Consider the following 24167-nt stretch of genomic DNA (forward strand, 5'->3'; position numbering starts at 1 on the left):
GGGTGTATTTAGAATGAGACATTAAGGCCCAGTGAATACGAGCGGAACTGAGGCTCAGCACCGATGTTCAGCTCTTTGATATGTCTCACTTTCGACAGCATCACGAGGTTGGACGCGTCGGCGAAGACGGAGAGTCTTTTCATTTTCAGCTTGCCGGCAAGTGCGTCGGGAAACTCATAGGTAAGCTGCACACGGTCCACGGTAAAGAAGTTGTCGCGGTAAAGCCAGAAACTTGAACCTCTGTAATTGTTGGTATTCGCAATCGAGCTCAACCTTGGCAATGTGGCGGTAGCTGCCGTTGCTTCTGTCCACCGGTCCAGAATAAAGGCCGAATATTTATCGTCCCCATCTACCCAGAAATAATTGTTGGACAACATTCCGTCCGATCCCGCGCGGCCATTGCCACGAGCGAACAGGCTCAGGTTTTTATAGGAAAGCCGGACATTCAAACCATAAGAAAAAGGTGCCAGCGAACGTCCGATGCGTACCTCGTCATTGGCGTCGACGATACCGTCCCCATTCTGGTCTTTGTATTTGATATCACCGGGTTTCACCGTTCCAAATGCCTGCAAGGCATGGCCTTCAATGTCTGCGGTGCTGGCAAACAGCCCTTCGGACTCCATACCGAACATGGCGTCCACCGGATGCCCGGTCCGATTGCGGGTGCTCACAGCATACAGCTCATCCTTCTTAGTTACTTTTGATCCTGCAAGCAGCATATTGGCCCCGAAGGTCAACGAAAAATCGCCCCAGCGTTCGCGGTAAGAAAGGCCCAGGTCGACACCACGATAGGTCGTTCTCTCAAAATTACGATATGGTATAAACGTACTGAAATAGTTTGGATAGAGTGTCTGTGGCCTTGTGATCTGATCGGAATAGGCACTGGTGAACACATTTGCATTGACCGACAACCTGTTTTTGAACAACACGCTTTCTACCCCGAAATTGATCTCGTTGCGCTTTTCAAATGCCAGGTTCGGGTTTCCTCCATTTACAGGTACCACACCAGCCCGTGATCTCGTACCCTCGTACCACGTGTAGCTCCCGGAACCGCCATAGCGCTCGTCGTAGTTGTAAACGCCGGTAATGCCATAGTCCGAGTTCATTGATCCTGCCGACAAGCGAACTTTCAGATAGTCAACAAATGACGCGGATGACATAAATTCTTCCGAACTCAGCACCCACGCCACACCCAGCGAAGGTGAGAATGCCGTACGGTTGCCCTCTGGCAATTTTACGGAATTGACGTAAGCGCCGCTGAAATCGACCAGATACTTATTTCTGAATCCATAGGCGATTCTCAAACCCAGGTTTGCATTTTTCGATCCCTGCCAGTCACTCTGAACTTTATCGTTGGTTGCAAAAGCAAGCAGCGACCCGCTAAAATGATGTTCTTCATTAAAGGTACGGTCGTAGTCAAGCATTCCGTAGAAACCGATCCGGCGGCGGTACGACGCATTGCCCACATTTTGGGTACCCGTCCGTACATCCTCCCCGAACTTGGTAAGGCCGGTAATCTTGTCCTCAGTTGGAGACCAAATCGGCGCATACACCGCGTAGGTATTGCTGATAGATTGATCGTAAAGGGTGAGGTAATCAAAGCTGAGGTTGGTATGGAAAGCCAATCCTTTTACAGATCTGCCCAGATCAAAGTCGATTCTGTTATTGAATGAAAAATTGCGCTGCACGCGGCGATTGGTTCCGCCGGAATAGCTCGAAGCAATGGGATTGGTCAGATAATTATTCGCGCCTCCCAGCAGGTAGGTGTCATTGATATCATTTTTACGGCCTTGCAAAATTCCATTTTCAGGATCGATCATAGAAATAGGAAGCAGCGGCGAAAACAAATGCGGACGGAGTGTTGCTGCATTCGTGAAGTAATCTCCTGCCGGGCTATTCGCATTGTTCAGGACTACCACTGCATCCATTGCGCTTTTAATCCACCGGTTGACTTTGAGGTCGATGTTTCCACGCACATTGAAAACATTGGATTTAAGGGATTTGCCTTCTCCAAAGTTGTACAGGCTGCCTGTTTGCGACCATCCTACATTGGTATAGTAAGAAGCGACATGATTCCCACCCGAAAAGTCCACCATCGCCCGTGAAAATGGTCTCACGTTTTTCAGGTATTCGTCTGAGTAATAATCAACACTTGGGTAGCGGTACTTGTTACCGGTCCGGTACTGCCCGATCAGTTCGGGCGCAAACTGGATTCCCAGGCCATCGTTTTTCCTGGCCTCATTATACAGCTCCATATATTGGGCGGAAGGAAGATATTCCGGCAATGCGCTGGGAGCCGACATTCCGTAATGCATAATGGCATTGACCTGCTTTTTCAGTGGCTGCCCGCGACGCGTTGTGATGAGAACCACACCATTCACTGCATCGTTACCATACAAAATCGCAGAGTTGATGTCTTTCAGAACGGTGATCTGTTCAATCTCCGACAGGTTCAGCGTACTTACATCACGGGGAAGTCCGTCCACCACAAACAGGGGCGCTCCTATCCCGCGCAGGTTCGTGCTCCCGATGAGGCCGGGGATCATCCCGGTAATGGCGGATGTGACGGACTGGGTGTTATCCAGTTTCCTCAGCTCCACCGGATCCAGTATGCTTACCGCATTCACCAGGTCACCTTGTTTTACTTTCCCAAACGCCACGTTTACCAGATCTTTCTGTCCATACAGAAACCGGGATTTCTTCAACGGAAGTGTTTCCAGGTTTCTGTATTTATCCGCGCTGAAAACCTCTGACTCGTAACCCGGCGCCTCCACGAGCAGGTCGCTGAGCTCGGGTGTCAAAAGGATGAACTTTCCCTGCGCATCTGTTTTGGTCGATGCAATTCCTTCATTTGCGTAAACGAGCGCGCCGGCTATGGGGCTGCCATTTTCATCCACCACCACAGATTCAATGGTCATCGTCGTCGCGGCTGGCATTTTCTGGGCCTCGGCCATGACAGGCCAAAGCATTAACATATAACTCAGGTACCAATATATCTTCTTCATATAGATTTACTTTTAAAGAGGTCAAAGGACTACCAGCCCGGATTTTGCGGGAAGGCCTCATACAGCTTCACATCTTTCAACTGGAACGGCAGCCAGTTGTGCTTTTTTTCAAAAATCCTGGTCACGACCACCCGTTCTTTGATGTTCGAAGGTTTTCCATTGGCGCCACGGTCAAAATCGACGGCCGTTTTGTTCAGGTACTCAGGATTACCGGAAATGTTCCAGCGGCGAAGGTCAAAGAAACGGTGTCCCTCGAAGGCAAATTCGACGGCGCGTTCGCGAATGATCTGCTTCATGAATGCATCCTTGGTGGCCGAGTACTTGGGGGTCAGGTTGGGCAGTTGGGCCCTGTTCCGGATCACATTAACCGCGTCAATGGCGGTGAGTGCGATTGCGTCCGATTTGGACACGGGAGTACCCCAGCCATTAAGAACTGCCTCCGCATACATCAGGTAAACATCCGCAAGCCGTATGATCGGATGGTAGGACTGAAAGTTGCCCCAGCGGTTATCCCACGGATTACAGCCTTTCGGTGTCCATTTTTTGTAAAAATAACCTGTTACACTGCCTGCCACACCTGCGCTCGCCGTTGTACCGTTGCGGTGAAATCCATTGTTGTCAAGCTGTGCGAATTCGTTGGATTTGGCAGCGGCTGCTGACGCATTGTCCACCAATCTTACCCCGTCGTAAATGATATCGACATAAAAGCGCGGATCACGGCCTGTCCAGGGATCGTTGGGATTGAAACCAGACTCCGGATCGTCGATCGGCAATCCGTTCGCCATTCCGTAGTTTTTGATAAAATTATGGGTCGGCACTTCGACACGGTTGTTTCCGGCACCGTATTGAACCGGGTTACTCGTACGGTTTGTCGTAAACCTTACATAGCTTGGAATGATGATGGTGGGGTTCATGATTACCTCCGTACCACCCGGCCGGTCGCGGTTACTTGGCGACCAAACCCAGAAATTGTCGGTCCAGGAAGTCCAGGGTTGCAGTTTATAAGTCCCGGTCTCACTGCATATCTTGATGACCTGTGCAAAAGCCTCGGCTGCGCGTTTACACAATTCAATGTCGTAGGTATTGCTTCCGGTAGACGATTCGTTCATCATCGGACTCGCTGCGTACAGCAGATTTTTACCCAATAAAGAAAGCGCATGGATCTTGGTGATGCGTTGTCCGTTATTTCCAAGGGTAGCTTTCCCGACCTGCGTGTCATCCCATTTCAGCGGCAGCAATCCGGAGGCCTGTTCGAGGTCCTGCGCGACTTTCAGCGCCGTTTCATTGTATTTCAGTCGGGGTAATTTCAGCTCTTCGGAGGATGAAAGCACCTCGTCGACATAGGCAAGGCCGCCATAGTAGCGCATCAGTTCAAAATGCAGGAAACCGCGGAAGAAAAGCAGCTGGCCTCTGATCACATTCTTTTGTTCTTCGGTTGCGTCCGTCAGCAGATCGAGCTTGCTCAGCCCCAGGTTCGCCTTCCTGATGCCGTACCAGGCAAATGGCCATACGCGCATTCTGGTCAGGTTTGTGCTGTATGCGAAGTTTGGGCTATCGCCATAAAGGAAGTTACCCTGGTTCCAGTAATTGCCATCGTCCCAAATGAGTGGCGTATTCGATAGCAGTTCGTCGGAAGCACTGAAATTATAGTACTGGTTGCCTCCCAACACTTTGTGCACATCGATGACACAATCATATAATTCTTCGACGAATCCCTGAAAGCTCACAAAACTCCCGAACGCGTCGGTGTCTGTAATAGTTGCCTGTGGAGATCTATCCAGATAATCCTCGCAACTACACAGTAACAAGACGGCCAGAAAAAAACCTCTGCCGAGCACCTTGCTATATCTGTTCAATATATTTCTGATCATATCCGTAGATTAAAAAGTTAAGTCAACACCAATATTGAAGCGCCTCGGCGTAGGATAAGCTCCTGCATTTGCCGCCCCGCCAGAGGAAGCTGACTCTCTGTCATCAGGCAACTTCGACCAGAAAATCAGGTTGTTGCCATTTACAAACAGGCGCAGAGATGAGAAACCCATTCTGCCCAGAGCTGGCTTCTGGAAACTGTACGAGACCTCAGCGGTTTTAAGGCGTACGTAAGAAGCATCATACAGAAAATAATTTCCGATGAACTGTCCCTGCGATTTCCACCTTGGCAGAAATGAGGTCGCATCCGGGTTGTCCTTGGACCAATGGTCCCGCACATGGGAGAACAGGACGTTCTGGTACAGGTAAAAGTTATCCAGCGGAACGCTTCTCGACACATTATTTACGCCGTAAAACTGCACCATCACGTTGAAGCCTTTGTACCCCGCTCCGACCGTTGCATTGTAGTTGTTTTGAGGTACTTCGGAATATTGATATGGAACTGTATCATCGTTTCCTGTGATCATTCCGTCCCCGTTGAAATCCAGCATGTTATAGTAGCCCGGAAGCTTCGCCAGATCGTTGGTCTGCTGAGGTACGCTGGCAAACACATCATCCCAGGTATTATAGAATCCGGTGCTGAGCTGCGTCCTCGCCTGCCCGATCTGATAACCGGCCTGTTTCAGATATGCCACCTGCAAAGCCGGATCGTCCCTGTTCAGAATGGAGTTTTCGGTATGGGTAAAAGAGAAATTACCAAAGAGCGTCAGGCCGGAACCGAACCGTTTATTGAGTTTTAACTCAAGTTCAAATCCTTTTGATTTCACATGTCCCAGGTTCGCAGCAGGCGGGGTCGCACCAAAATACGGAGCGATCGCCCGCTGTGTCCCGCCTATTACGATGTCGGTCCTGTCTTCTGTAAAATAGTCGAAATTGACCGTCATCAAATCGTTCAGTACGCCGAGCTCCGCACCATAATTCACCTTGCGCGCTTTTTCCCAGTGAATGTTCGGGTTACCTACACTGGATTCTTTGTACCAGATGTAAGGACTTTTCTCATTTGGGTTTGCATTCAAAATCCCTGAACCTCCGTAGCTGTATTGAGATTGATACGCCCAGCGAGATCCGCCGGCATCATCACCCACAGTTCCCGCGCTGTACCTGAATTTCAAATGGTTAATCCAATCGACTTTGAAGAATTTTTCATTGGATACCAACCATCCCAGTGCATACGATGGGAAAAAATCGAACCGATAGCCTGGTCCGAACTTCTCCGAACCGTTATATGCGCCATTGAACTCAAAAAGGTACCGCGAGTCGTAGTCGTAAGTTACCCGGCCGATCCAGTCTTCACGGAAACTCGGAAACATGCTGCCGACAGCCGACTGCTCTCTTTTAAATAAGGCTAAGCCCGTAAAATGATGCTTTCCAAAGTCACGGGCATAATTGGTCTGTAGCTGGAACATCAACCTCCTGCGTATCGGCAAATAGCCCGTGAATGTGGAATTGACCTCTTCCGGCCTGACCGTCCACGGGTTTACCACCCAGTCGAATGCATTAGCTGCTGTCACCGGCGTCGTTTGGGTGTATTCACTCGGATCCTGATCTCCGCCCGTGTAGAGTCCGGGATAGACTATTTTTCCGAGCAGGTTACTTTCCGGCCTTACATTGTCGCTATCCCCGATGCCGCCCACCGTCTGAACACTGTTGTCATAAAACAAAGACCCGGTGAAACTCAAACCTTTGGTGATAAAATCCAGTTTTTGCTCAATGGTAAAATCCGAGTTCAACGCCACTTCGCGACGCTGCCAAACCCCGGTATTGTAAATCAGCGCGACCGGGTTTTGCAGCTGCTCCGGAGGCAGGGCATAGTTCTGGCCCCAGCTGCCATCCGGATATTGCGGCAAAATCACATCCGGCGGAAACCGGTATACAGCCGCCCAGGCCAGCGGATTGCCGCCGGATGTGGTATTGGAATAGGTATAACTGGTATTTTTCTGACTGAAATATCCCGCCAGATTGATCTTTACATTGGTTGTGGGAGTGAGCCGGACGTCGAGGTTACTGCGGAAGTTGAACCGGTTGAACCCGTAGCTCGGATCGTAGTTTTTGTGATTGTCATACTTCTTGAACATGTCACTCTCATTGAGATAAGAGAGAGAACCAAAATACTTGACAAACTTGGTACCTCCGGTCACATTCATGTTGGCACGGTGCGACCAGGAAACATCCTTGAACATCGCTTTTTTCCAGTCTACATTCGGATAAAGGAGCTCATTTGCTGTCGATTGAGGCCTTTTGTAGCGTAATGCGACCTCGTAAGGCACATAGTCGCCCCACGACACCGGACTGAGTAATCCTTCCCGCTCGATCATTTCGTTTCGCAACATGATCGCTTCGTAGGAATCGAGTTTTTCGGGGAGCTTGGACACGGTCAGCGCAGTTGCATTATAGGTGACCGAAAGCTGCGGCTTCGAAACGGAGCCTCTTTTGGTCGTGATCAAAATCACACCGTTAGCACCTTTTACACCAAAAACGGCTGTCGCCGATGCATCCTTAAGTACAGAAATGGTGGCAACCTCACTGACGTCCACATTTTCCATTGCACGTTCTACCCCATCCACCATAATCAATGGCTGCCCGCCGTTCCAGGTATTGCGTCCGCGGATAAAAATCTGCGTCGCGCTTTCTCCGTTTGCCGTTCCGCCGGGCTCACCGCTCGACGTAATGGTCGTAAGTCCCGGCAGCTGTCCTGTGAGGGCTTGTTTCAAATCCGTTACGTTACCAGAGCGTTTGAGTTGCTCATTGGTGGTCTGCACAATGGAGCCTACCACGCTTTGTTTTTTCTGGGTTCCGAATCCTACCACCACTACCTCATCGAGTATTTTCTCATCCACTTTAAGCAGCACCTCCATTTTGGTCCGGTTTCCGACCGTAACCTCCTGGGTCAGGTAACCCACAAATGAGAAAACCAGTACCGCGCCGGCATTTGGAACGGACAGGCTGAATTTCCCGTCCACATCCGAAGTAGCTCCCTGCTGGGTCCCTTTGATTAAAATACTTACACCCGGAAGCGCCTCCCCTTTGTCGGTGGTCACACGGCCCGTCAGCATGAAATCCACAACACTACCCGAACTATTCGGGGATGTGTCAAGCGGGACATTTTCAGAGCTTTTAGGCTGTGCATCGGGCGAAGGCTCCATAGCCTCGGGACTGAGCACGATCTGATTTCTGACAACCCGGTAGTTGATACTCATTGGTTTTAAAACCATATCCAAAACCACTTTTAATGGTTGGTTCTGAACATTCAAGCTGGTTCGTCTTTCAGCTTGAATGGCTTTCGGCGAGTAAACGAATTTCACTGAAATCTGATTTTCAATGGCCAGGAACACCGATTTAAGTGACTTTTCAGTCATCTGAATGGAAAGAGATTTTTCCAGCAGCTCCTGCCCGGGGGCTACTGTCGCATAGCTCAATCCTGCGAAGATCATCGCCAGCATTATCTGCTTAAACGATGTCCTAATGATCAGCGGGATCAGTAAATTTCTGTTCATAGATTAGAATTGTCTGGGTTAGGTGGTTTATTTTGATTGGTAAAATTTGAGACAAGGATGTACCGTTCACGCGCCGGCGGCAGGTGTTATAAAACAGGATATTTCCAGGGTTAGCGGCCGGGCTGCATTGCCGGCAAGTTCTGTTTGGTTATAAATTCATAGACAGTATCAGTTACATTTTCTGGCGTAGATTACTACCTGGCCGTCCACAAGTTCATATCGGGCCTGGATCGTTTCACAAATCATATGGAGCTTTTCAAATAAGGGTTCGTTCGTTAAGCTTGCAGTGAAATTGCAGTTTTCCAGGAGCTGTTCGTCAAAGACGATTTTCACGCCATATGCATGTTCCAGCTTATGCAACACCTGTGGAATGGGCGTATCTGAAAATTCAAGCACCTCCGCGAGTTCCTGCTCTTCCAAGACGATGGGATTCTCCACAAGTGTTTTTATCAAACGCTCACTCTTTTTCTCGAACACCGCCTGCTGGTTGGGTACCAGTATGATTTCCCCGGAAAGTCCGGTCGGCGCATTGCCGTTCAAATCCTGTTTAAATACCGTGACCTTGCCCTTCCGTACAGCTATTGATACCTTTTCGTCGGAAGTGAAAGCCTTCACATTGAAGCTCGTTCCCAACACTTTTGTGACTACCTCTCCCGCATAAACGTAAAAGGGTTTTTCTGTATTCCGGGCGACATGAAAAAATGCTTCTCCCGTCAGGAAAACCTCCCGGCGGGCTTTTCCGAAGTCAGCGGCAATGCGCAGTTCGCTTTTTGGAAACAGGGTAACGATGCTGCTATCGCTTAGCCTGATCGTCCTGGGCAGCGACCCGTCATTTACTTCCACATCAGTGGCTGCCATTTCAGTGGCGTTCGCTCCGCCCCAGTGCAAATACCATACACTCAGGCCGGCGATCAGCAGCAGGGAAGCGGCGATCTTAAAGACCCGATTCTGATAGAGGCTTTGCAACCGGTATCTTTTTGATTCGGTCAAAATTGCATCGATAGCGGTCCGTACCTCCACCGGGTCTGTCACAAACTCCTCGCATTGAAACGCAATGACCATATTTCTTGCCTGCTCAATGTCTTCAAATTGTTCCGAATGCGCATCCTGCCAGGTAACCCAGAAACTGTCTTCCGGGGCAAGTTTCCCCAGCGCCCATTTTCTGAAATAATGATCCTGAACAAAATCTTCTGTCTTGTAATTGGTGTAATTTTTCATCTTATATAGCATCGTGACTGCGGCCCGGGTTTCGAACTTGTCTTACTACTGTTCTTTTCTAATTGGTGATCAGCCCAACGGTCCGCCAGGCAGATTTGCATTTAAAAACAACATGGGAATGGTCGCAGCTGCTAAAAACCAGTTTCTACGCAACAATTTGAGCGCTTCATAAACCAGGTTGACTGCCGAATGCTGGTGGATCGACATGATCCCCGCAATGTCCTCATACTCCATTTCCTGATGAAAACGGAGATAAATCGCTTCCCTCTGTCGTTTCGTAAGCTTTTCGAGATTAACCTGAAGTTTCATCAGATCTTCGTGTTTTACCTCGTTGGAAATCATGTAGGATTCGATTGCAAACTGCACCTCGAATGCGTAGTCCTCCGTCACCTCGTTGGCCTCTCTGAACCATTTAAGGCGCTTCGACTCGCGCAGAAGTTTTCTTCGAAGCGACTTCAACAGGTACACCCTCACCAACCGTACGTCATCGAGCTTTTCACGATGGTTCCAAAGGTCCAGTATGAGATCGTGCAGGCAATCTTTCACAAATTCCCGATCGTTCTGAAACCGTACCCCGTAATTCAGGAGCAATGGATAATACATGTCCAGCATGGAGCCAAAGGCCTTTCTGTCGCCTTGCTTGAACGCCTGCCAAAGATCAGCCTCTTCTTGCCAGAGAAGTGCCTCTGATGGGCGGAATGACTTCGTATTTTGATTAAGCATCGGTACCTACTCCCTGAAATACAAAATATTTTATAAAAATTCTTGACTGAAGCTAATCAACCTCCAATTCAGCTATAAAGAGACAGGTTAGTGCTATAAGTCCTGAAAAAAAATAGAATATTTTTAACTTTTTTTTGGGTCATACCTGCAAATAACTTCTACATTACTATTTAAACATTTGCTTATCAGTCTATTATAACAATTTTATTGACAGTAAATATTTTCAACTTAACGCGATAAGGAGTCGGGCACGCTACCCGGATCTGATCTTCTGTGGTCGACAACGGGCATTTGTCAGTTCGAAATACTGGTCTTATTACAAAAATAGCAACCAGAGGTTACAACCAATTCAGACATGATCACGTCACCAGGAAGTTATCAGTCCTAAATCTTAATTATGAAAAACCATTTTATTGCAGGCGTATCAATCTTTGTTATACTGGCGGCAGGTGGGTGCAGTACGGATAATCCGGGCCCGGAACTTACGGGTCCAGAGCCCACCTACACGGTCAAATTCTTAGGCCGGGATAGCATTTCAACCGGAAGTTACCGGGGCATTTCGATCGGTAGTCCGTCTGATGCTGTTTTTACCGTATTGGAAGATTACCGGGAGAAGAAAATAGTAACCTATCTGGGTGGGGTCAATAACTACTTTTCCGATGTGACTGATCTGAAAAACCGCATTCCCCATTTTGACTGGCTTGTTCTTGACGGAAAATTTGATTCTGAAACAGGCGTCCAACTTCAACTCGAATCCGGAAAGGTGAAAAGCATCACGCTGAATAATCGCAAAGAACTCACGCAATGGCCTGAAACGATAGATCGTCGGGAAGCCATTGTGATCGGCGATCAATCCGAAGTGCTATATGACAAACTTCTTGCGATCAGTAAAAAGCCTGAGTTTGCAAACAAATTCGAGCGCATGGTGCTCACTACGCGGCTTACCTACGCATTGTACGACCCTCAAAAAGCAAGTCTTCCATGGACCTTTACTTACCGTCCCGAATCGCAGGACACGATTGATCAGGTTGGTGTTTATTTCAAGGATAAAAAAGTGGATTACATCCTCGTAGATCACTTCGAAAACAAGTAATCGACGAAAGCAAAAAGGGTTCCAGGCTGCTGACTAAGGTTGAGTCGCGTCGCGTTTCTGCCAGTTATATGCGGCAACTGAATTTTTCCAGAAATACTTTTCTGCGGCAGCCTGGCCTTTTTCCATGAAATAAGTTCGCACGAGATTCAGTCCATCTTCAAAAGGCAGCCAGTGATCACTATTCGGCCAATCGCTGCCGAACAGCAGCCGGTTCTCACCAAATATATCGTAAAGTCCATCGAGGCGTGCGCGGTAGAAACTCAATGCCGTGGGGATCTCTCCATTCACCCTGCGTAAAACCTCAGAGATTTTTACATACACTTTTGGCCTTTGCCCGAGCTTCCGCAGATCGGCTTCATACGTTTTTTGTACCGCTTTATCTTCCGGAATGGCCATCTGGGGCAAGTGATCTATGACGACTTTCAAATCCGGCACCTGATCGGTAAGCTTCACAATCGCAGCCAGCAGCTTGGGATTCGGGTTTGCAGTGTCGAGTACCAATCCATTCTGCGCAAGCGATTTCATGTCCGAGATAAACCTGGGATTACTCAGCTTCCCGGAAAAATCATTCCCCCAAAGATTCCCATTGCGAATGCCACGGAAAAGTGGGTTTTTCTGAAAGCGTTCCAGATGTTTTGGAAAGTCCGGGCTACCTGGTTCGAGGTTACCAATCACCCCGACGATAATCTTATCATTTGCTGCCGTGTCCAGGACCCATTGGTTGTCTTCAAGCCACGGACTGGCCTCCACGACAATGGCACCCACAACCCCAGCCCGCCCGGCAATACTGCGGTAACGCTCAGGTAGTGCCGGTTTGTAAAGGATTTCATCTTTTTTATCCGGCCACGGCACACCTTGGGGACGCGTCGGATCAAACAAATGTATGTGCGTGTCGATAATGGGAATGGACGCGTTTGGTGCCGAGGTCAGCGATGGAAGGCTGGCAGCAAAAGGGATACCGGCGGACAAGGCAAGGAATTTTCTCCGGTTCATGGGCAAAACAGTAGGTGGGTAAATGTCAGTTAACAATTCAAAACGATTTCCTGCCGGAGTTTACTCACTGGTAGCAATATTCTGTTTTACCAGTTGTAATTTCATTTTTAAAGAAACAGGATTGTACATATAACTTCATTAGGTATGCTAAAAACTAAAAAATCGCTTCAACCCGGCCCAGGCAGCCGGTTCACAGCCACGTTCTTGTTTGTGCTGGCCTCCGTACTTTCGGTCCATGCACAGTCGGACGCTGACGGACGTGCTACGTCCAATCCGCCCAAGATTTTTACTGTAGTGGAACAGCCACCTACATTCCCGGGTGGAAACGAAGCATTGCAAAAGTACCTGGACGACCATCTGAAACTTCCCGCCGATGCTGGCAAAAAGTCGAAGAAGCGATGGGTTTTGACCAGATTCGTCATCACTGAAACCGGTGATATCGAAAGTATCGAGGTATTGAAAGCGAAAAACGATGCCGTTGCCGCAGAAGTCGTAAAAGTGATTGAAAATATGCCTGCCTGGCTTCCGGCCAAACAAAGAGGTCGCACGGTCTCATTTAGGTACGACCTGCCTGTTCAGATCCGCTGACACTTTTTTTTTCGCTGTCCTTATTTAATCCTCTCAAAAAAACCTGTGACCGCATCAGCTTGGCTTATACTAATAGTGCAACTTTCAGAAAATTAATGCAAACGTTTGCATTAATTTAGGTTAAAAATTGAAACTCTCACATAAAGCGACTTTATTTGCATTTAGAGGCACATTTTGTTCGAATTAAAATGAAGAAAATCTGCTTTGTTTATAAAATCAAAAATTAAACAAATAATACAAATGTCGCATAGATCGGGAAGGATCAAAGTTGCCATAGTCGGCGTTGGAAATTGCGCCAGTTCATTGGTCCAGGGCGTTGAATACTATACAAAATATACGGATCAGAAATCGGGGTTAATGGCCGATGATATTGGCGGTTATAAAGCTGCCGATATTGAGTTTGTCTGTGGATTTGATGTGGATGAAAGAAAGATCGGGTTACCTCTGAAAGACGCCATTTTCGCAAAACCCAACTGCACGATCGTCTTAAACAGCGACATTCGGTCCGAGGCTCCGGTTTACGCTTCACCGGTCCTGGACGGCGTTTCTCCACAAATGCAGGCCTATCCGGAAGATAACCGCTTTTTAGTGAAAAAATCTTTGGAACAAACTGATATGCTGACGCAAGACGCGCAGTTTGACAAAGAAAATGTGGCGTCACTACGCGGGCAGATCGTTGCGCAATTGAAACAACATGAAGCTGAGGTTCTGATTAATTACCTGCCCGTGGGCTCACAGCTTGCTACGGAGTTTTATGCGGAGATTTGTCTGGAACTGGGCATTTCGCTGGTCAACTGCATTCCGGTTTTCATTGCTTCGGATAGTACTTGGGAGCAGCGTTTCGTGGAAGCCGGCATCCCGATTATCGGGGATGATATGCGTAGTCAGTTTGGGGCAAGCATTGTATCTCAAATGCTTCAGGAACTGGCATTCGAGCGCGGACATCACGTAAAAGCACACATTCAGCGCAACGTGGGCGGTAATACCGATTTTCTGAATATGGAAGATAAGGCACGACTAAAATCTAAAAAGATCTCCAAAGAGAATGTGATCCGCGCTCAAAATGACATTCGCGGCATATCCACGCATGACAGTTTTTTACATGCCGGACCTTCGGAATACATCGCATATTATGGGGATAATAAAGTGGCCAATTTCCGCCTGGAACTGGAAGGTTTCATGGGTTCACCGGTGATTCTGGATGCGCAGCTTTCGGTTCAGGATTCGCCCAATTCGGCGGGAGTGGTGATCGACGCGATCCGTTATGTGTATGTGGCGCGTGAAATGGGACTGGTCGGTGCATTGCGCGGGCCGTCGGCTTCGACCCAAAAAACGCCGCCCGAGCAAATGATGTTCAGCGACGCGATCTACGAATGCCACGCATTGGCCAAACGTCAATTGACCGAATCGACCAGAAAGCAGCTTGCCAAGGTTTTTAGCTGTCGAATAAAATCTTTCAGGCCCATGTTTGCAGGTCTGTAATGCATGGATTGGGGGATATAGAAAAACGGTGCCGTCAGGACAAAAACACTCAACTTTTAAAAGCTTCAATTTCCTTTTCCAGCTTCCTGATATATGCATTTTGTTCTTGCAGCATCGGCTCCATTTCCTGCTCCGTGTATCTGGGCGTGATATGCTGCGGGCAGTTCCAGTCATAGGCTTTGATGTGAAAAATCAGCATTCTTTCGGGCCGGAATTTGTAATCTTCGGGTTTGAGCAGATCATAGAGATCAGGGTTCTCGCTGATCTCTATGATTTCTGCTTCGGCATAAATTTTCAGTCGGGCCTGCATCGGGTATGAGACCAGGATCAGCGACACTTTCGGGTTCCTGACGATATTTCCAACGGATATATATTGCCTGTTCCCACTAAAATCGACGATTCCAATGGTCTGGCTGTCCATTATTTTGATAAAACCTTTCGGCCCGCCGCGATGCTGGATGTACGGGAAGTCGTTCTCCCCGTGCGAAGCCATGTAAAAGCTGTCCATCTGGCCGATAAAATTGGCCTCCACGGCCGTCAAACCATCTCTGAAACTCGTTTTTTCCACCCGCTCGTAGCTATTGCGGCTACCCATTCTTTGCTGGATCTCTTTAATTCCGTCGGTAAATGCAAGCTTGGAGTAATTCATGGCAGTAAAGTTTGAGTCAGGCCGGGCCCGTTTTGCATTAAAGTGACTGGATTTGTCTGATCATCTGATTGGTAAAACCCCATTCATTGTCATACCAGGCCATTACTTTCACTAAATCGCCATCTACCACCCGCGTCATTTCCAGGTCAACAGTCGCGGCAAAAGGACTTTTTACGATGTCGGTAGAAACCAGCGGCTCGTCGGTTACGGCCACAACCTTTTCATACCGTTCCGTCGCAGCCTCTTCAGTGAGGATCTGGTTGATCTCCTCAACCGTCGTCGGACGCTCGGCTATAAACGTAATGTCGGAAATGGAACCTACCGGCACCGGCACCCGAACGGCGATGCCGTCGAACTTACCTGCGTATTGCGGCAATGCTTTGGTAGTCGCAATAGCTGCTCCCGTGGCTGCCGGGGCGAGGTTAATGCCCGCTGCACGGCCCATGCGCGGCTCTCTTTTGGAAGGTGCATCCACCAAAGTTTGCGAGGCAGTATAAGCGTGTGTAGTGTTCAGAATGGCTTTTTTGATCCCGAGCCTGCGGCCAAGGATCTCGATCACCGGGCTGATACTATTGGTGGTACAGCTCGCACAGGAGAAGATCGAAACCTTGCCGGCCTCGGTATTCACGCCATGCACGATGGTTGGCGTGTCTTTGGTCGGGCCGGAGATCACCACGAACTTCGCGCCGGAAGCAATGTGCTTTTCGGCATCGGCATTGGTGGTGAAAAAGCCTGTACTTTCGATCACCACATCTACGTCCAGTGCTTTCCAGGGCAGGTTTTCGATTTCTCGAATGCTGTGATATTTGACCGGTTTACCGCCGACAATGAGCGTATCGCCTTCGATCTGGACTTCCTTTTCATATTTACCATAATTGCTGTCATATCGAAGAAGGTAGGCGGCATTTTCAATGCTCATCAAGTCATTGATACCTACCACTTCCAGGTCATTGTTTTCAAAGATGACTTTCAATGCGGCTCGCCCGATACGACCAAAACCATTAATTGCTATTTTTTTCATGATGCTGTTTTGAGTTAAAAATCACGTTGATTTAATCACTCAAATTTGCATCCTGTTTAAATACTTATGTTAGTCAACAATTCCCGTCCAGTTGGCAATTTTTCCCTATTGTAACATCGGCTGCTGCAATCGCTCCCGGTAATGCCCAGGCGACACGCCTTCTTTGCTTTTAAAAAAACGACTGAACGTCTGAATATCGTCGTAGCCCAGCTCGTAGGCGATTTCTTTTATAGACAGGTTGCTGTAATTGATCTGCCGCCGGGCGTGGATCATGATCCGGTCGTGGATGATGTTCAACGGCGTGCGGGTCGATACCAGCGAAAAAAGATTGGAAAGTGTTTTAGGCGATTTGTTAAGCTGCGATGCATAAAAAGCCACATTATGGTGTGTGGCAAAATGCTTATCCACCAGGTAATTGAACTCCCGGACGATTTCGCTCTGGGTTTTGTCAAGCTTACTGAGATTGTTGGATCGTCTCAATATCCTTACCGAAAGAATCAGCATTCGCTTCAACATCGCTTGCAGCATATCCTGTTGCAAAATGTCGTTTTTGCCCATTTCCGAGATCATCATCTCCCACGAAAGCTCAAAGTCCCGCACACTGCTTTTATCCACGGTGATGACAGGCACGCCCGTCGCGCCAAAGAATAAAAGTCCTTTGCTGCCTACTTCGTTGTCGTGATTCACTACGCAGTAAAAAGGCTGGTTAAACCTGACCATCCGCGCAGACTCGATTTCAATATCGTCGATCCGGTGAAACTCCGTCAGAAAGACGATCTGATTTTTGGAGAGTCGAAAAGGGACCTTGTCGATGGTAATGTCCATGCGCTCGGCCACATTCCAGATGAATGTCATATCCGTGTCGCGCACGTTGCAAACTAAGTCGCTATTGCTGGCATCAAGCTCGTAAAGACTCAGGATTTCATTCGAATTCTCGTAAACCATAATACCTTTTTTCTCAAAAATAATTTACTGCGTCGAAATTGCAAGGTAACAAGTGGCTGGAAAGTGACCAGGGACAAGGGTATGCCAAAGTTGGCTGTCTTTTTGTAATTTGGAGCTCGGCTATAACCTTGTAATCATGTCCGCTCCCACTACTCCATCCGCGTTGGTTCCCGAACATCCCGGAGGCAAAATCGTTTATATCGACCATTTGAAAGTGCTGCTCACTGCTGTCGTGATCGTGCATCATGCCCTGGTAACTTACGGAGCGCCCGGCGGCTGGTATTATTTCGAGAAAACGGAACGGATCGGCGCAGTCGTCCCGATGACCATGCTCGTAAGCACCGACCAATCCTTTTTTATGGGCTTTTTCTTTTTTCTTTCCGCACTTTTTATTCCCGCTTCCCTGAAACGAAAAGGAACTGCGGTTTTCGTTAAAGACCGGTTTTTCAGACTGGGCATTCCATTGATCTTCTACTCGTTCGTCCAGGCGACGATCATGAATTTTCTTGTCTATAGGTATGCAGGGGAACACGACATTACTTTCACCCGGTTTTTATCGGGTTATGATGGGTGGATCAATGTCGGTGTCCTTTGGTTTGTAGTAGCCTTGTTGCTGTTTACATTGTGTTACGTCGCCTGGACAACGATTTTCAAGCGTGAATTGAAAGATTGGAAACTTCCATCCATTACTCAGGTTATGACTTTCTCCGTTTTGCTGGCAGCAGTGACTTTTTTGGTACGGACCGTTTTTCCGGTCGGCTGGGTTTTAGAGCCGCTGGGTTTCCAGCTCGGGCATTTTCCGCAGTACATTGTCGTATTTATCTTTGGATTAATCGCTGCCGCAAACAAATGGATCGAGCAGGTCGACCAGCAGCATTACCGGAAGCTGGGAATATTCATCGTTTGCATGATCGTCATTGGATTTCCGGTTATTTTTTCTCTCAAGATCGTCTTTGGTCAGCCACTCGAATGGTTTGTCGGCGGATGGCATATCCCAGCATTTCTCTACGCATTCTGGGAACAAATGGTTGGTATAGCGATCATGGCCGCATTGCTCGCGTTTGGAAAAAAAAGGTTGAACATACCCTCCGGATTCATGAACAAAATGTCCCGTTGCGCCTTCGCCGTGTACATACTGCATCCGTTCGTGCTGGTTGCATTATCACTTTTATTGAGAAGCTGGACCGTAGATCCGGCCATCAAACTTTTGATCGTGGCGCCACTCGGCGTTGCATTCAGCTTTTTGCTGGGTAACCTGGTTTTGAAGATTCCGGGAGTCAGCAAAGTCGTTTAGAAAACCTCCGGAAGGATTCTTTCCGTGGGATCAGGGAGGAGATTGTCACTTCATTCATGCATTATAGTTTTTCGGTGGTCATAAACTATCTTAGCCGGTGGTACAAGAAAAGATTCCGATAACTAACCACTCAAACAGTGACTTCAGTACAATCCTTCATGAGCCGGATCATCGACCGAAATCCTGGCGAAAATGAATTTCATCAGGCAGTCCGCGAGGTCGCCGAGAACATTATTCCTTTTATTCAGGATAAACCGCATTATCAGAAAGCCAAAATTCTCGAGCGGATCGCAGAGCCTGAGCGCGTTATTATTTTCAGGGTACCCTGGATGAATGACAATGGCGAAGTGGAGATCAACCGGGGTTACCGCGTTCAGATGAACAGCGCGATCGGTCCGTACAAAGGTGGTCTGCGTTTTCATCCTTCTGTAAACCTGAGCACACTCAAATTCCTTGCTTTTGAACAAATATTTAAAAATAGCCTGACGCAGCTTCCAATGGGCGGAGGTAAAGGAGGATCCGATTTTGATCCGAAAGGACGCTCCGATCGTGAGGTGATGTTTTTTTGCCAAAGTTTCATGACGGAGCTGTTCCGTCACATCAGTTCTGACAACGACGTGCCAGCCGGAGATATCGGCGTTGGCGCGAGGGAAATCGGTTTTTTGTTTGGCCAATACAAGCGTCTCAAAAATGAGTTCACGGGTGTTTTGACAGGCAAAGGCGCAAGCTATGGCGGAAGTCTGATCCGTCCCGAGGCAACCGGGTATGGCGTTGTTTATTTCGTGGAACAAATGCTGAACCAGCGGCGCGACAGCATCAAAGGCAAACGGGTGGTTATTTCGGGATCCGGTAATGTGGCGCAGTATACGCTGGAAAAATGCATAGAGCTGGGCGCAAAAGTCGTAACGCTTTCTGACTCATCGGGTTATATTTTTGATGAAAACGGAATCAATTCAGAGAAGTTCGCCTACATCATGCATTTAAAAAATGAAACGCGGGGCCGGATCAATTCATATGCCGATCGGTTTGGTTGTGAATTTATAGCCGGAAAAACACCTTGGGAGGTCCCATGTGATATCGCCTTGCCGAATGCCACGCAAAACGAGCTGAATGTGGATGATGCCGGCCTGCTGGTTAAGAACGGTTGCATTTGCGTGGCCGAGGGGGCGAATATGCCTTGTACTCCGGAAGCCATTGAGGTATTTGAAAGTAACGATATTCTGTACGCTCCGGGAAAGGCGGCAAATGCAGGTGGCGTGGCCGTTTCAGGTCTGGAAATGTCACAAAATTCGCTGCGTTTGTCGTGGTCGCGCGAGGAGGTGGATAAAAAATTGCAGGAGATTATGTTTAATATCCATTCGACATGTCTGCGTTATGGACACAAACCGGACGGTCGCATGAGCTACATGCAAGGCGCCAATATCGGGGGATTTGTGCGGGTAGCCGATGCCATGCTGGCGCAGGGACTGGTATAAATAACAGCCCCGGTTGCGCGCAGCCGGGGCTTAAGTAAAAAGCCGCCTTAGAGTTCCTTAGCAGATATCTTTACATCCAGAAGCTTTTCAGATGATGTTTCTTTACAGATACTATTACCATTTTTTTAAGCTTCACCGTCGCGACGAATTGGCAGGAGTCAATAAAAACATCCCTTGGTTCAGTGCTTTGATCCAAATTGTTTTAGCAACCCTTTGTTTCCTGCTGGGCTTGTATTGGGGACTGACCTGGTTATTTGGTGTAACGTCAAAAACTGGCGGATTGCAGAAACATCACATTTTCTTTTTACTGCCGGCGTGTTTTGCAGCCTGGTATTATATCTTATTCGATTTGTTAAAAGTTGACAAAGTTTCCGGCAGAACCGACGCATTGCGGATAAATCCGGAGGAAGAAAATAGCTTCCTGTACTGGGTAATATGGTTTGGTTCTGTTTTGCTTCCCGTGGTTATAGCCGTATTCAAGAATACTTGATCCGTTCATAATGAGACGGTTATCAATATTACTATTCCCTAATCGTAGCTGTCAAACTGGTGAAGAGCATTGCAATAAATACTTCATCCCTGTCGGATTGCTGTCGATCGTTTCAAAAACCTGCTGCCCGTTTTCCAGCGACGTCACCTGGGTGATCAATGCGGCTAACGGAATATCGCCCTTTGCAGCCAAAGCAATGGCCTCCTCGAAGTCGTCTTCCTCATACACCCTTGCACCGATCAGTTTCAGTTCCCGCCAGAAAAAACGGAACAGATCAACCGGTTTGGGCTGCGCATGAATAGCCACCATCACGATCCGGCCCCTGGCTTTTGGCAATTGTGTCATTACATTAACACCAGCCTGCGTACCCGAAACCTCAAACACGACATCAGCCATTGCACCGTCTGAGAAAGCCGCTACCTCAGCAATCAGGTCTTGTTCCAATGGATTAACCGTTTTCAAACCGAGCGATTCGGCCAGTTTAATGCGGGTAGCATTCACTTCCGAGATCAGTACTTGTGCACCTTTTTGCCGGGCTACGAGCGCAACAAGCATCCCGATAGGTCCACCGCCAATCACGACGATAACCTCTCCTGCTTTTACCTCTCCCAGCCTCACGTCGTGACAAGCCACAGCCAGCGGCTCAATCATCGCGCCCTGTTCCAATGAGAGGTTTTCTGGCAAGCGGTGCAACGTGTAGGCGGGAACGTTCCAGTACGATTGCATTCCGCCAACGGTGTCGATACCAATGAATTTGAGGTTTTTGCCAATATGGTTGCAATCGTTGTCGGACGGATTTTCGGCTCCGGGCTTTAATGGGCGGACTGCTACCTTATCCCCTACTTGCCAGCCGGAAACACCTTCGCCAATCGCGTCTATTTCGCCCGAAACTTCATGCCCGATCACCTGGGGAATTTGCACCCGCTGATCCATATTGCCATGATAAATGTGCACATCGGTGCCGCAAACACCACAAAAAGCCACTTTCAAACGGACCTCCCCAGGCTCCAATTCCTGCTTTTTACAGTCCTCAACAATAAATGTCTTATTTCCGGAATAAAGTAGTGATTTCATGTTGTTGTTTTTTAGCTGTTAGCCGTTAGCTGTTAGCTGTTAGCTTATTTTACAATAAATTGATTATTAGTTAATTGAACTACAAACCACGCTCATTGGTGTATGCCATAGCTGTTGGTTGATGGTATACTTTAAAAAGCTAAAAGCTAATAGCTAATGGCTAACAGCTATTAGCTATTAGCTAAAAAGCCCTTTCAAGCACCTGAATCATATTTCCCTCCACGTCAAAGCAGTTCCTTACTTTTCCGCCGGCTATTGCGTCCATTACCTCGCCGCCCCATTTAATATTTTTGGAATCGAGGTACGCTATGGCTGCGGCGATGTCCGTTACCCGGAATGCGACGTGCGACCATCCGGGGGTCCAGGTGGTACGTTCCTGCCGGAGGGTATGGTCTTTGGGCATCACTTCAAGCAAAGTACCATCGGGTGCTTTGAGCATCCAGACTGGTTTCGGATGTCTGAAGAACTTTTCATAACCCAGTGTTTCGCAGTACCAGTCTGCCAATACTTCCACATCATCAGCTGCAACCGCCGGGTGATCAACGCCGATAAAAAGGGACTTCCAATCGTTTTCCATGTTTTTTTGCTTGTTTGTTTTGACCATTTGCAAGGCAACGTCAACCCTCAATTCTCCGCCATCCTCCATCCTCCCAAATAATCCCAATCCTTCCCCCGGTCCCAACCACGTTAATCCTCTCAAACCCAGCTTCTACATCCAACTCCCAGGTATCATTTCCTTTCATTAAAACATGTGTATTACCCTGTACTTCATAATGCCACAGACCGATATTTTCAGACTGGTCCAGTGCAATGGCGGTTACCATTACCCGATCCGTTGCGCTTTCTTTTTCGGTATGCCTGAACAACAATCCGCTGCCCGGCCTACCTTCTCCCAACTGATCGGGTTCTACGTGATAGGCGTCGTGGACATACGCATATACCGGAAAACCGAGTGTCGACTGCGCGGATTGAAACAGTCTCATTCCCGAATTTCCCCGCCTGACCGTCAGCGCATGATTATCCTTTTCAAATGTCGTTTTTCCGTCCCGGTTATTGACCAGCCAGTTCCACATCGTCGTCACCGGTTTGCTTGCTGTTATTTTATCAACCACAAAAACAACCTGACTGCCTGCCAAAATCCAGAACCGGCTGAATGCGGTAATCGGGTCGCCATACACTTTCGCAGCTTCGCATCCGATGACGGAAACAGTACCTGATCTTTCACAAATCAACTTTCTATTGCCCCGATCCACAGGCTCTCCTACTTTCCCATTCCGGATTTCCCTGCGGGGCAAAACGCTTTTTTGTTCGAGTAACGTTGCTTTCGCGAGGTCTTCCTGCAAACCAAGTTTGTCTTTTTCGACCAGGAAGGTGCAGGTATTGTGAGTTTGGGACGCGCTTTCCAGGCCGTGGATCAGGTTTCGGTAGCAGCTGTGGCCGGGATCAACGAGCAGTCGCTCATTTTGATAAGCCAGGATAGAACCGTTCACATCGCCATGTAAATGCCCCGGCCCGTTTAATGTATCTCCTCCGCCATTGATCGCTAAAACCGTTTTACCATCCCAAGCATCGCGTAAAAAACCATGTCCGTTGCTGAAAGAGACGGTTACCGGAAGGTTTGCTTCTTGCGGTGTAATCGCTTTCAGGTCACCCGTCAAAAGCGGCAAGGTTAGAAAACCCCAGTCATTGCGCATCCCGAAAGTCGCCAGATCGTGCGGTCCCTGGTAAGGAACCGGCTGGTAATATTTTTGGAATAAATAAAAAGCGAGGCCGGCTTCTTCACGATCGCTATGCCTCGCCGCCAGATGCAAAAGCAAATCACCGGAAGGACGGAACAATGCCGCGCTGTCATTAAAATTGACCGCCCGCGCCCGTGGCTGCTCGCTCCAGGAATTCATCGGTTTGGCATACAACATGCTGTTTACCACCCATTTGATCCCTTTTCCATAAGCCGAAACATCCAGCTGCGCCGCTTTTGCGGGATAAGCGCGTGCCAGCGACTCATAGGCCAGCATCAATGCAAACGCCAGGTAATTACCGTATTGCAGCGATTCCGCATAGGAACCATCCGACTGAAAAGCAGTAGCACATTGCTGTAATTCAGGAATATATTGATCCAAAACCTCCTCATTTCCCAAAACCGCAGCTGCTACCACAATCCCCGAAACCATGATTCCACGCCAGTTGGCCAGGTGTGTATTATTCTGAACCCAACGTTGGCAAAGCGCCATTCCCTTCTCCTGAAAGGCCTTTTTCACCTCTTCCCTTTCCTGCTCTTCCTCCCCTTCCCCCCTTTCCCGCCATACTCCTTCCCCAAGATCCAGTGCGGATGCGAGCGCCCAGCACAAATGCGCGGTTTCCAGATGCCCGGTATATGGTTGCGAATGATCGCGGAAGGCGGGTCCGGCCCAGTCACTTTCCGGCTTCCGGGCAATGGTTAATGTAACCGATCTGATCCAAGCCGCCAGTTTTTCATCGGGGAACAAACCGTACAGCATCGAAGCATCCGAGATGTATTCGGCGGCGGGGTAATACCACGAAGTAGCATCTCCCGGCTGACATAGTCCGCCATTTTCCACACGCCGGGACACCCGCTGTTTCAATGCATCTAAAAAAGAGCAGATCAGCGGATCGCGGTCGTGAAGCTTTTGAAGGATATCCTCCCGTTCTTTTTTGGTAATGAAAATGTGCATA

At 48.4% G+C, this 24167-nt stretch carries 18 protein-coding genes; 6 read left to right on the plus strand and 12 right to left on the minus strand.

What is annotated here, in order from left to right:
- Positions 1-8: 8 nt before the first annotated feature.
- From LZG72_RS18870 to LZG72_RS18890, 5 genes are all read right to left on the minus strand, one after another.
- Entirely contained in the window at positions 9-3005 is a 2997-nt protein-coding gene (locus LZG72_RS18870) for a SusC/RagA family TonB-linked outer membrane protein (RefSeq protein WP_233875989.1), read from the minus strand.
- A gap of 29 nt (positions 3006-3034) precedes the next feature.
- On the minus strand, positions 3035-4876 hold the full coding sequence (locus tag LZG72_RS18875; RefSeq protein ID WP_233875991.1) for a RagB/SusD family nutrient uptake outer membrane protein: 1842 nt from the start codon (positions 4874-4876) through the stop codon (positions 3035-3037).
- A gap of 9 nt (positions 4877-4885) precedes the next feature.
- Positions 4886-8428 carry a TonB-dependent receptor gene (locus LZG72_RS18880; protein ID WP_233875993.1) on the minus strand — a complete coding sequence of 1181 codons (3543 nt, stop codon included), beginning with the start codon at positions 8426-8428 and terminating at the stop codon, positions 4886-4888.
- 168 nt (positions 8429-8596) lie between these two features.
- A complete protein-coding gene (locus LZG72_RS18885; RefSeq protein WP_233875994.1) occupies positions 8597-9646 on the minus strand; it encodes a FecR family protein in 1050 nt (349 codons plus the stop codon).
- 69 nt (positions 9647-9715) lie between these two features.
- Positions 9716-10369 (minus strand): RNA polymerase sigma factor, encoded by a 654-nt coding sequence (locus tag LZG72_RS18890; RefSeq protein WP_233875996.1) that lies wholly within the window; start codon positions 10367-10369, stop codon positions 9716-9718.
- Between the two features lie 397 nt (positions 10370-10766).
- On the opposite strand from LZG72_RS18890, the gene LZG72_RS18895 reads away from it, so the two are divergent.
- Entirely contained in the window at positions 10767-11462 is a 696-nt protein-coding gene (locus LZG72_RS18895; protein WP_233875998.1) for a hypothetical protein, read from the plus strand.
- Positions 11463-11495: 33 nt separating this feature from the next.
- On the opposite strand, the gene LZG72_RS18900 is transcribed toward LZG72_RS18895, so the two are convergent.
- On the minus strand, positions 11496-12455 hold the full coding sequence (locus LZG72_RS18900) for an amidohydrolase (protein ID WP_233876000.1): 960 nt from the start codon (positions 12453-12455) through the stop codon (positions 11496-11498).
- Positions 12456-12599: 144 nt separating this feature from the next.
- Here LZG72_RS18900 and LZG72_RS18905 point away from each other — a divergent pair, with 144 nt between their 5' ends.
- Both LZG72_RS18905 and LZG72_RS18910 read left to right on the plus strand, forming a co-directional pair.
- On the plus strand, positions 12600-13043 hold the full coding sequence (locus tag LZG72_RS18905; protein WP_233876002.1) for an energy transducer TonB: 444 nt from the start codon (positions 12600-12602) through the stop codon (positions 13041-13043).
- A 240-nt stretch (positions 13044-13283) separates the two neighbouring features.
- On the plus strand, positions 13284-14525 hold the full coding sequence (locus tag LZG72_RS18910; RefSeq protein ID WP_233876004.1) for an inositol-3-phosphate synthase: 1242 nt from the start codon (positions 13284-13286) through the stop codon (positions 14523-14525).
- Positions 14526-14574: 49 nt separating this feature from the next.
- On the opposite strand, the gene LZG72_RS18915 is transcribed toward LZG72_RS18910, so the two are convergent.
- The 3 genes from LZG72_RS18915 to LZG72_RS18925 form a co-directional block, all read right to left on the minus strand.
- Complete coding sequence (locus LZG72_RS18915; protein WP_233876006.1) at positions 14575-15174, minus strand: pyridoxamine 5'-phosphate oxidase family protein; 600 nt, start codon at positions 15172-15174, stop codon at positions 14575-14577.
- A 37-nt stretch (positions 15175-15211) separates the two neighbouring features.
- The gene (locus LZG72_RS18920) at positions 15212-16195 is read right to left on the minus strand and encodes a type I glyceraldehyde-3-phosphate dehydrogenase (protein ID WP_233876008.1); all 984 of its coding nucleotides are present in this window, start codon (positions 16193-16195) and stop codon (positions 15212-15214) included.
- Positions 16196-16300: 105 nt separating this feature from the next.
- Positions 16301-17140, minus strand: a complete 840-nt coding sequence (locus LZG72_RS18925; protein ID WP_233876010.1) for an AraC family transcriptional regulator — start codon at positions 17138-17140, stop codon at positions 16301-16303.
- A 136-nt stretch (positions 17141-17276) separates the two neighbouring features.
- Between LZG72_RS18925 and LZG72_RS18930 the strand changes: the two genes are divergently transcribed.
- From LZG72_RS18930 to LZG72_RS18940, 3 genes are all read left to right on the plus strand, one after another.
- Positions 17277-18434, plus strand: a complete 1158-nt coding sequence (locus LZG72_RS18930; protein WP_233876012.1) for an acyltransferase — start codon at positions 17277-17279, stop codon at positions 18432-18434.
- A 137-nt stretch (positions 18435-18571) separates the two neighbouring features.
- Positions 18572-19909, plus strand: a complete 1338-nt coding sequence (gene gdhA / locus LZG72_RS18935; protein ID WP_310590562.1) for an NADP-specific glutamate dehydrogenase — start codon at positions 18572-18574, stop codon at positions 19907-19909.
- Positions 19910-20000: 91 nt separating this feature from the next.
- Complete coding sequence (locus LZG72_RS18940) at positions 20001-20399, plus strand: hypothetical protein (RefSeq protein WP_233876014.1); 399 nt, start codon at positions 20001-20003, stop codon at positions 20397-20399.
- A gap of 51 nt (positions 20400-20450) precedes the next feature.
- Here the strand turns inward: LZG72_RS18940 and LZG72_RS18945 are convergent, their stop codons facing one another.
- From LZG72_RS18945 to LZG72_RS18955, 3 genes are all read right to left on the minus strand, one after another.
- Positions 20451-21473, minus strand: coding sequence for a zinc-binding dehydrogenase (locus LZG72_RS18945; protein ID WP_233876016.1), 1023 nt, complete (start codon positions 21471-21473; stop codon positions 20451-20453).
- Between the two features lie 181 nt (positions 21474-21654).
- Positions 21655-22050, minus strand: a complete 396-nt coding sequence (locus LZG72_RS18950) for a VOC family protein (RefSeq protein ID WP_233876018.1) — start codon at positions 22048-22050, stop codon at positions 21655-21657.
- Positions 22051-22090: 40 nt separating this feature from the next.
- The gene (locus LZG72_RS18955) at positions 22091-24166 is read right to left on the minus strand and encodes a heparinase II/III family protein (RefSeq protein ID WP_233876020.1); all 2076 of its coding nucleotides are present in this window, start codon (positions 24164-24166) and stop codon (positions 22091-22093) included.
- Position 24167: the final 1 nt, after the last annotated feature.

The organism is Dyadobacter sp. CY323 (assembly GCF_021390245.1).
GTDB lineage: Bacteria > Bacteroidota > Bacteroidia > Cytophagales > Spirosomataceae > Dyadobacter.

Bases quoted from the DNA above. Each gene is read 5' to 3' on its own strand.
- LZG72_RS18870 (WP_233875989.1), bottom strand. From the start codon at position 3,005: ATGAAGAAGATATATTGGTACCTGAGTTATATGTTAATGCTTTGGCCT.
- LZG72_RS18875 (WP_233875991.1), bottom strand. From the start codon at position 4,876: ATGATCAGAAATATATTGAACAGATATAGCAAGGTGCTCGGCAGAGGT.
- LZG72_RS18880 (WP_233875993.1), bottom strand. From the start codon at position 8,428: ATGAACAGAAATTTACTGATCCCGCTGATCATTAGGACATCGTTTAAG.
- LZG72_RS18885 (WP_233875994.1), bottom strand. From the start codon at position 9,646: ATGAAAAATTACACCAATTACAAGACAGAAGATTTTGTTCAGGATCAT.
- LZG72_RS18890 (WP_233875996.1), bottom strand. From the start codon at position 10,369: ATGCTTAATCAAAATACGAAGTCATTCCGCCCATCAGAGGCACTTCTC.
- LZG72_RS18895 (WP_233875998.1), top strand. From the start codon at position 10,767: ATGAAAAACCATTTTATTGCAGGCGTATCAATCTTTGTTATACTGGCG.
- LZG72_RS18900 (WP_233876000.1), bottom strand. From the start codon at position 12,455: ATGAACCGGAGAAAATTCCTTGCCTTGTCCGCCGGTATCCCTTTTGCT.
- LZG72_RS18905 (WP_233876002.1), top strand. From the start codon at position 12,600: ATGCTAAAAACTAAAAAATCGCTTCAACCCGGCCCAGGCAGCCGGTTC.
- LZG72_RS18910 (WP_233876004.1), top strand. From the start codon at position 13,284: ATGTCGCATAGATCGGGAAGGATCAAAGTTGCCATAGTCGGCGTTGGA.
- LZG72_RS18915 (WP_233876006.1), bottom strand. From the start codon at position 15,174: ATGAATTACTCCAAGCTTGCATTTACCGACGGAATTAAAGAGATCCAG.
- LZG72_RS18920 (WP_233876008.1), bottom strand. From the start codon at position 16,195: ATGAAAAAAATAGCAATTAATGGTTTTGGTCGTATCGGGCGAGCCGCA.
- LZG72_RS18925 (WP_233876010.1), bottom strand. From the start codon at position 17,140: ATGGTTTACGAGAATTCGAATGAAATCCTGAGTCTTTACGAGCTTGAT.
- LZG72_RS18930 (WP_233876012.1), top strand. From the start codon at position 17,277: ATGTCCGCTCCCACTACTCCATCCGCGTTGGTTCCCGAACATCCCGGA.
- LZG72_RS18940 (WP_233876014.1), top strand. From the start codon at position 20,001: ATGATGTTTCTTTACAGATACTATTACCATTTTTTTAAGCTTCACCGT.
- LZG72_RS18945 (WP_233876016.1), bottom strand. From the start codon at position 21,473: ATGAAATCACTACTTTATTCCGGAAATAAGACATTTATTGTTGAGGAC.
- LZG72_RS18950 (WP_233876018.1), bottom strand. From the start codon at position 22,050: ATGGAAAACGATTGGAAGTCCCTTTTTATCGGCGTTGATCACCCGGCG.
- LZG72_RS18955 (WP_233876020.1), bottom strand. From the start codon at position 24,166: ATGCACATTTTCATTACCAAAAAAGAACGGGAGGATATCCTTCAAAAG.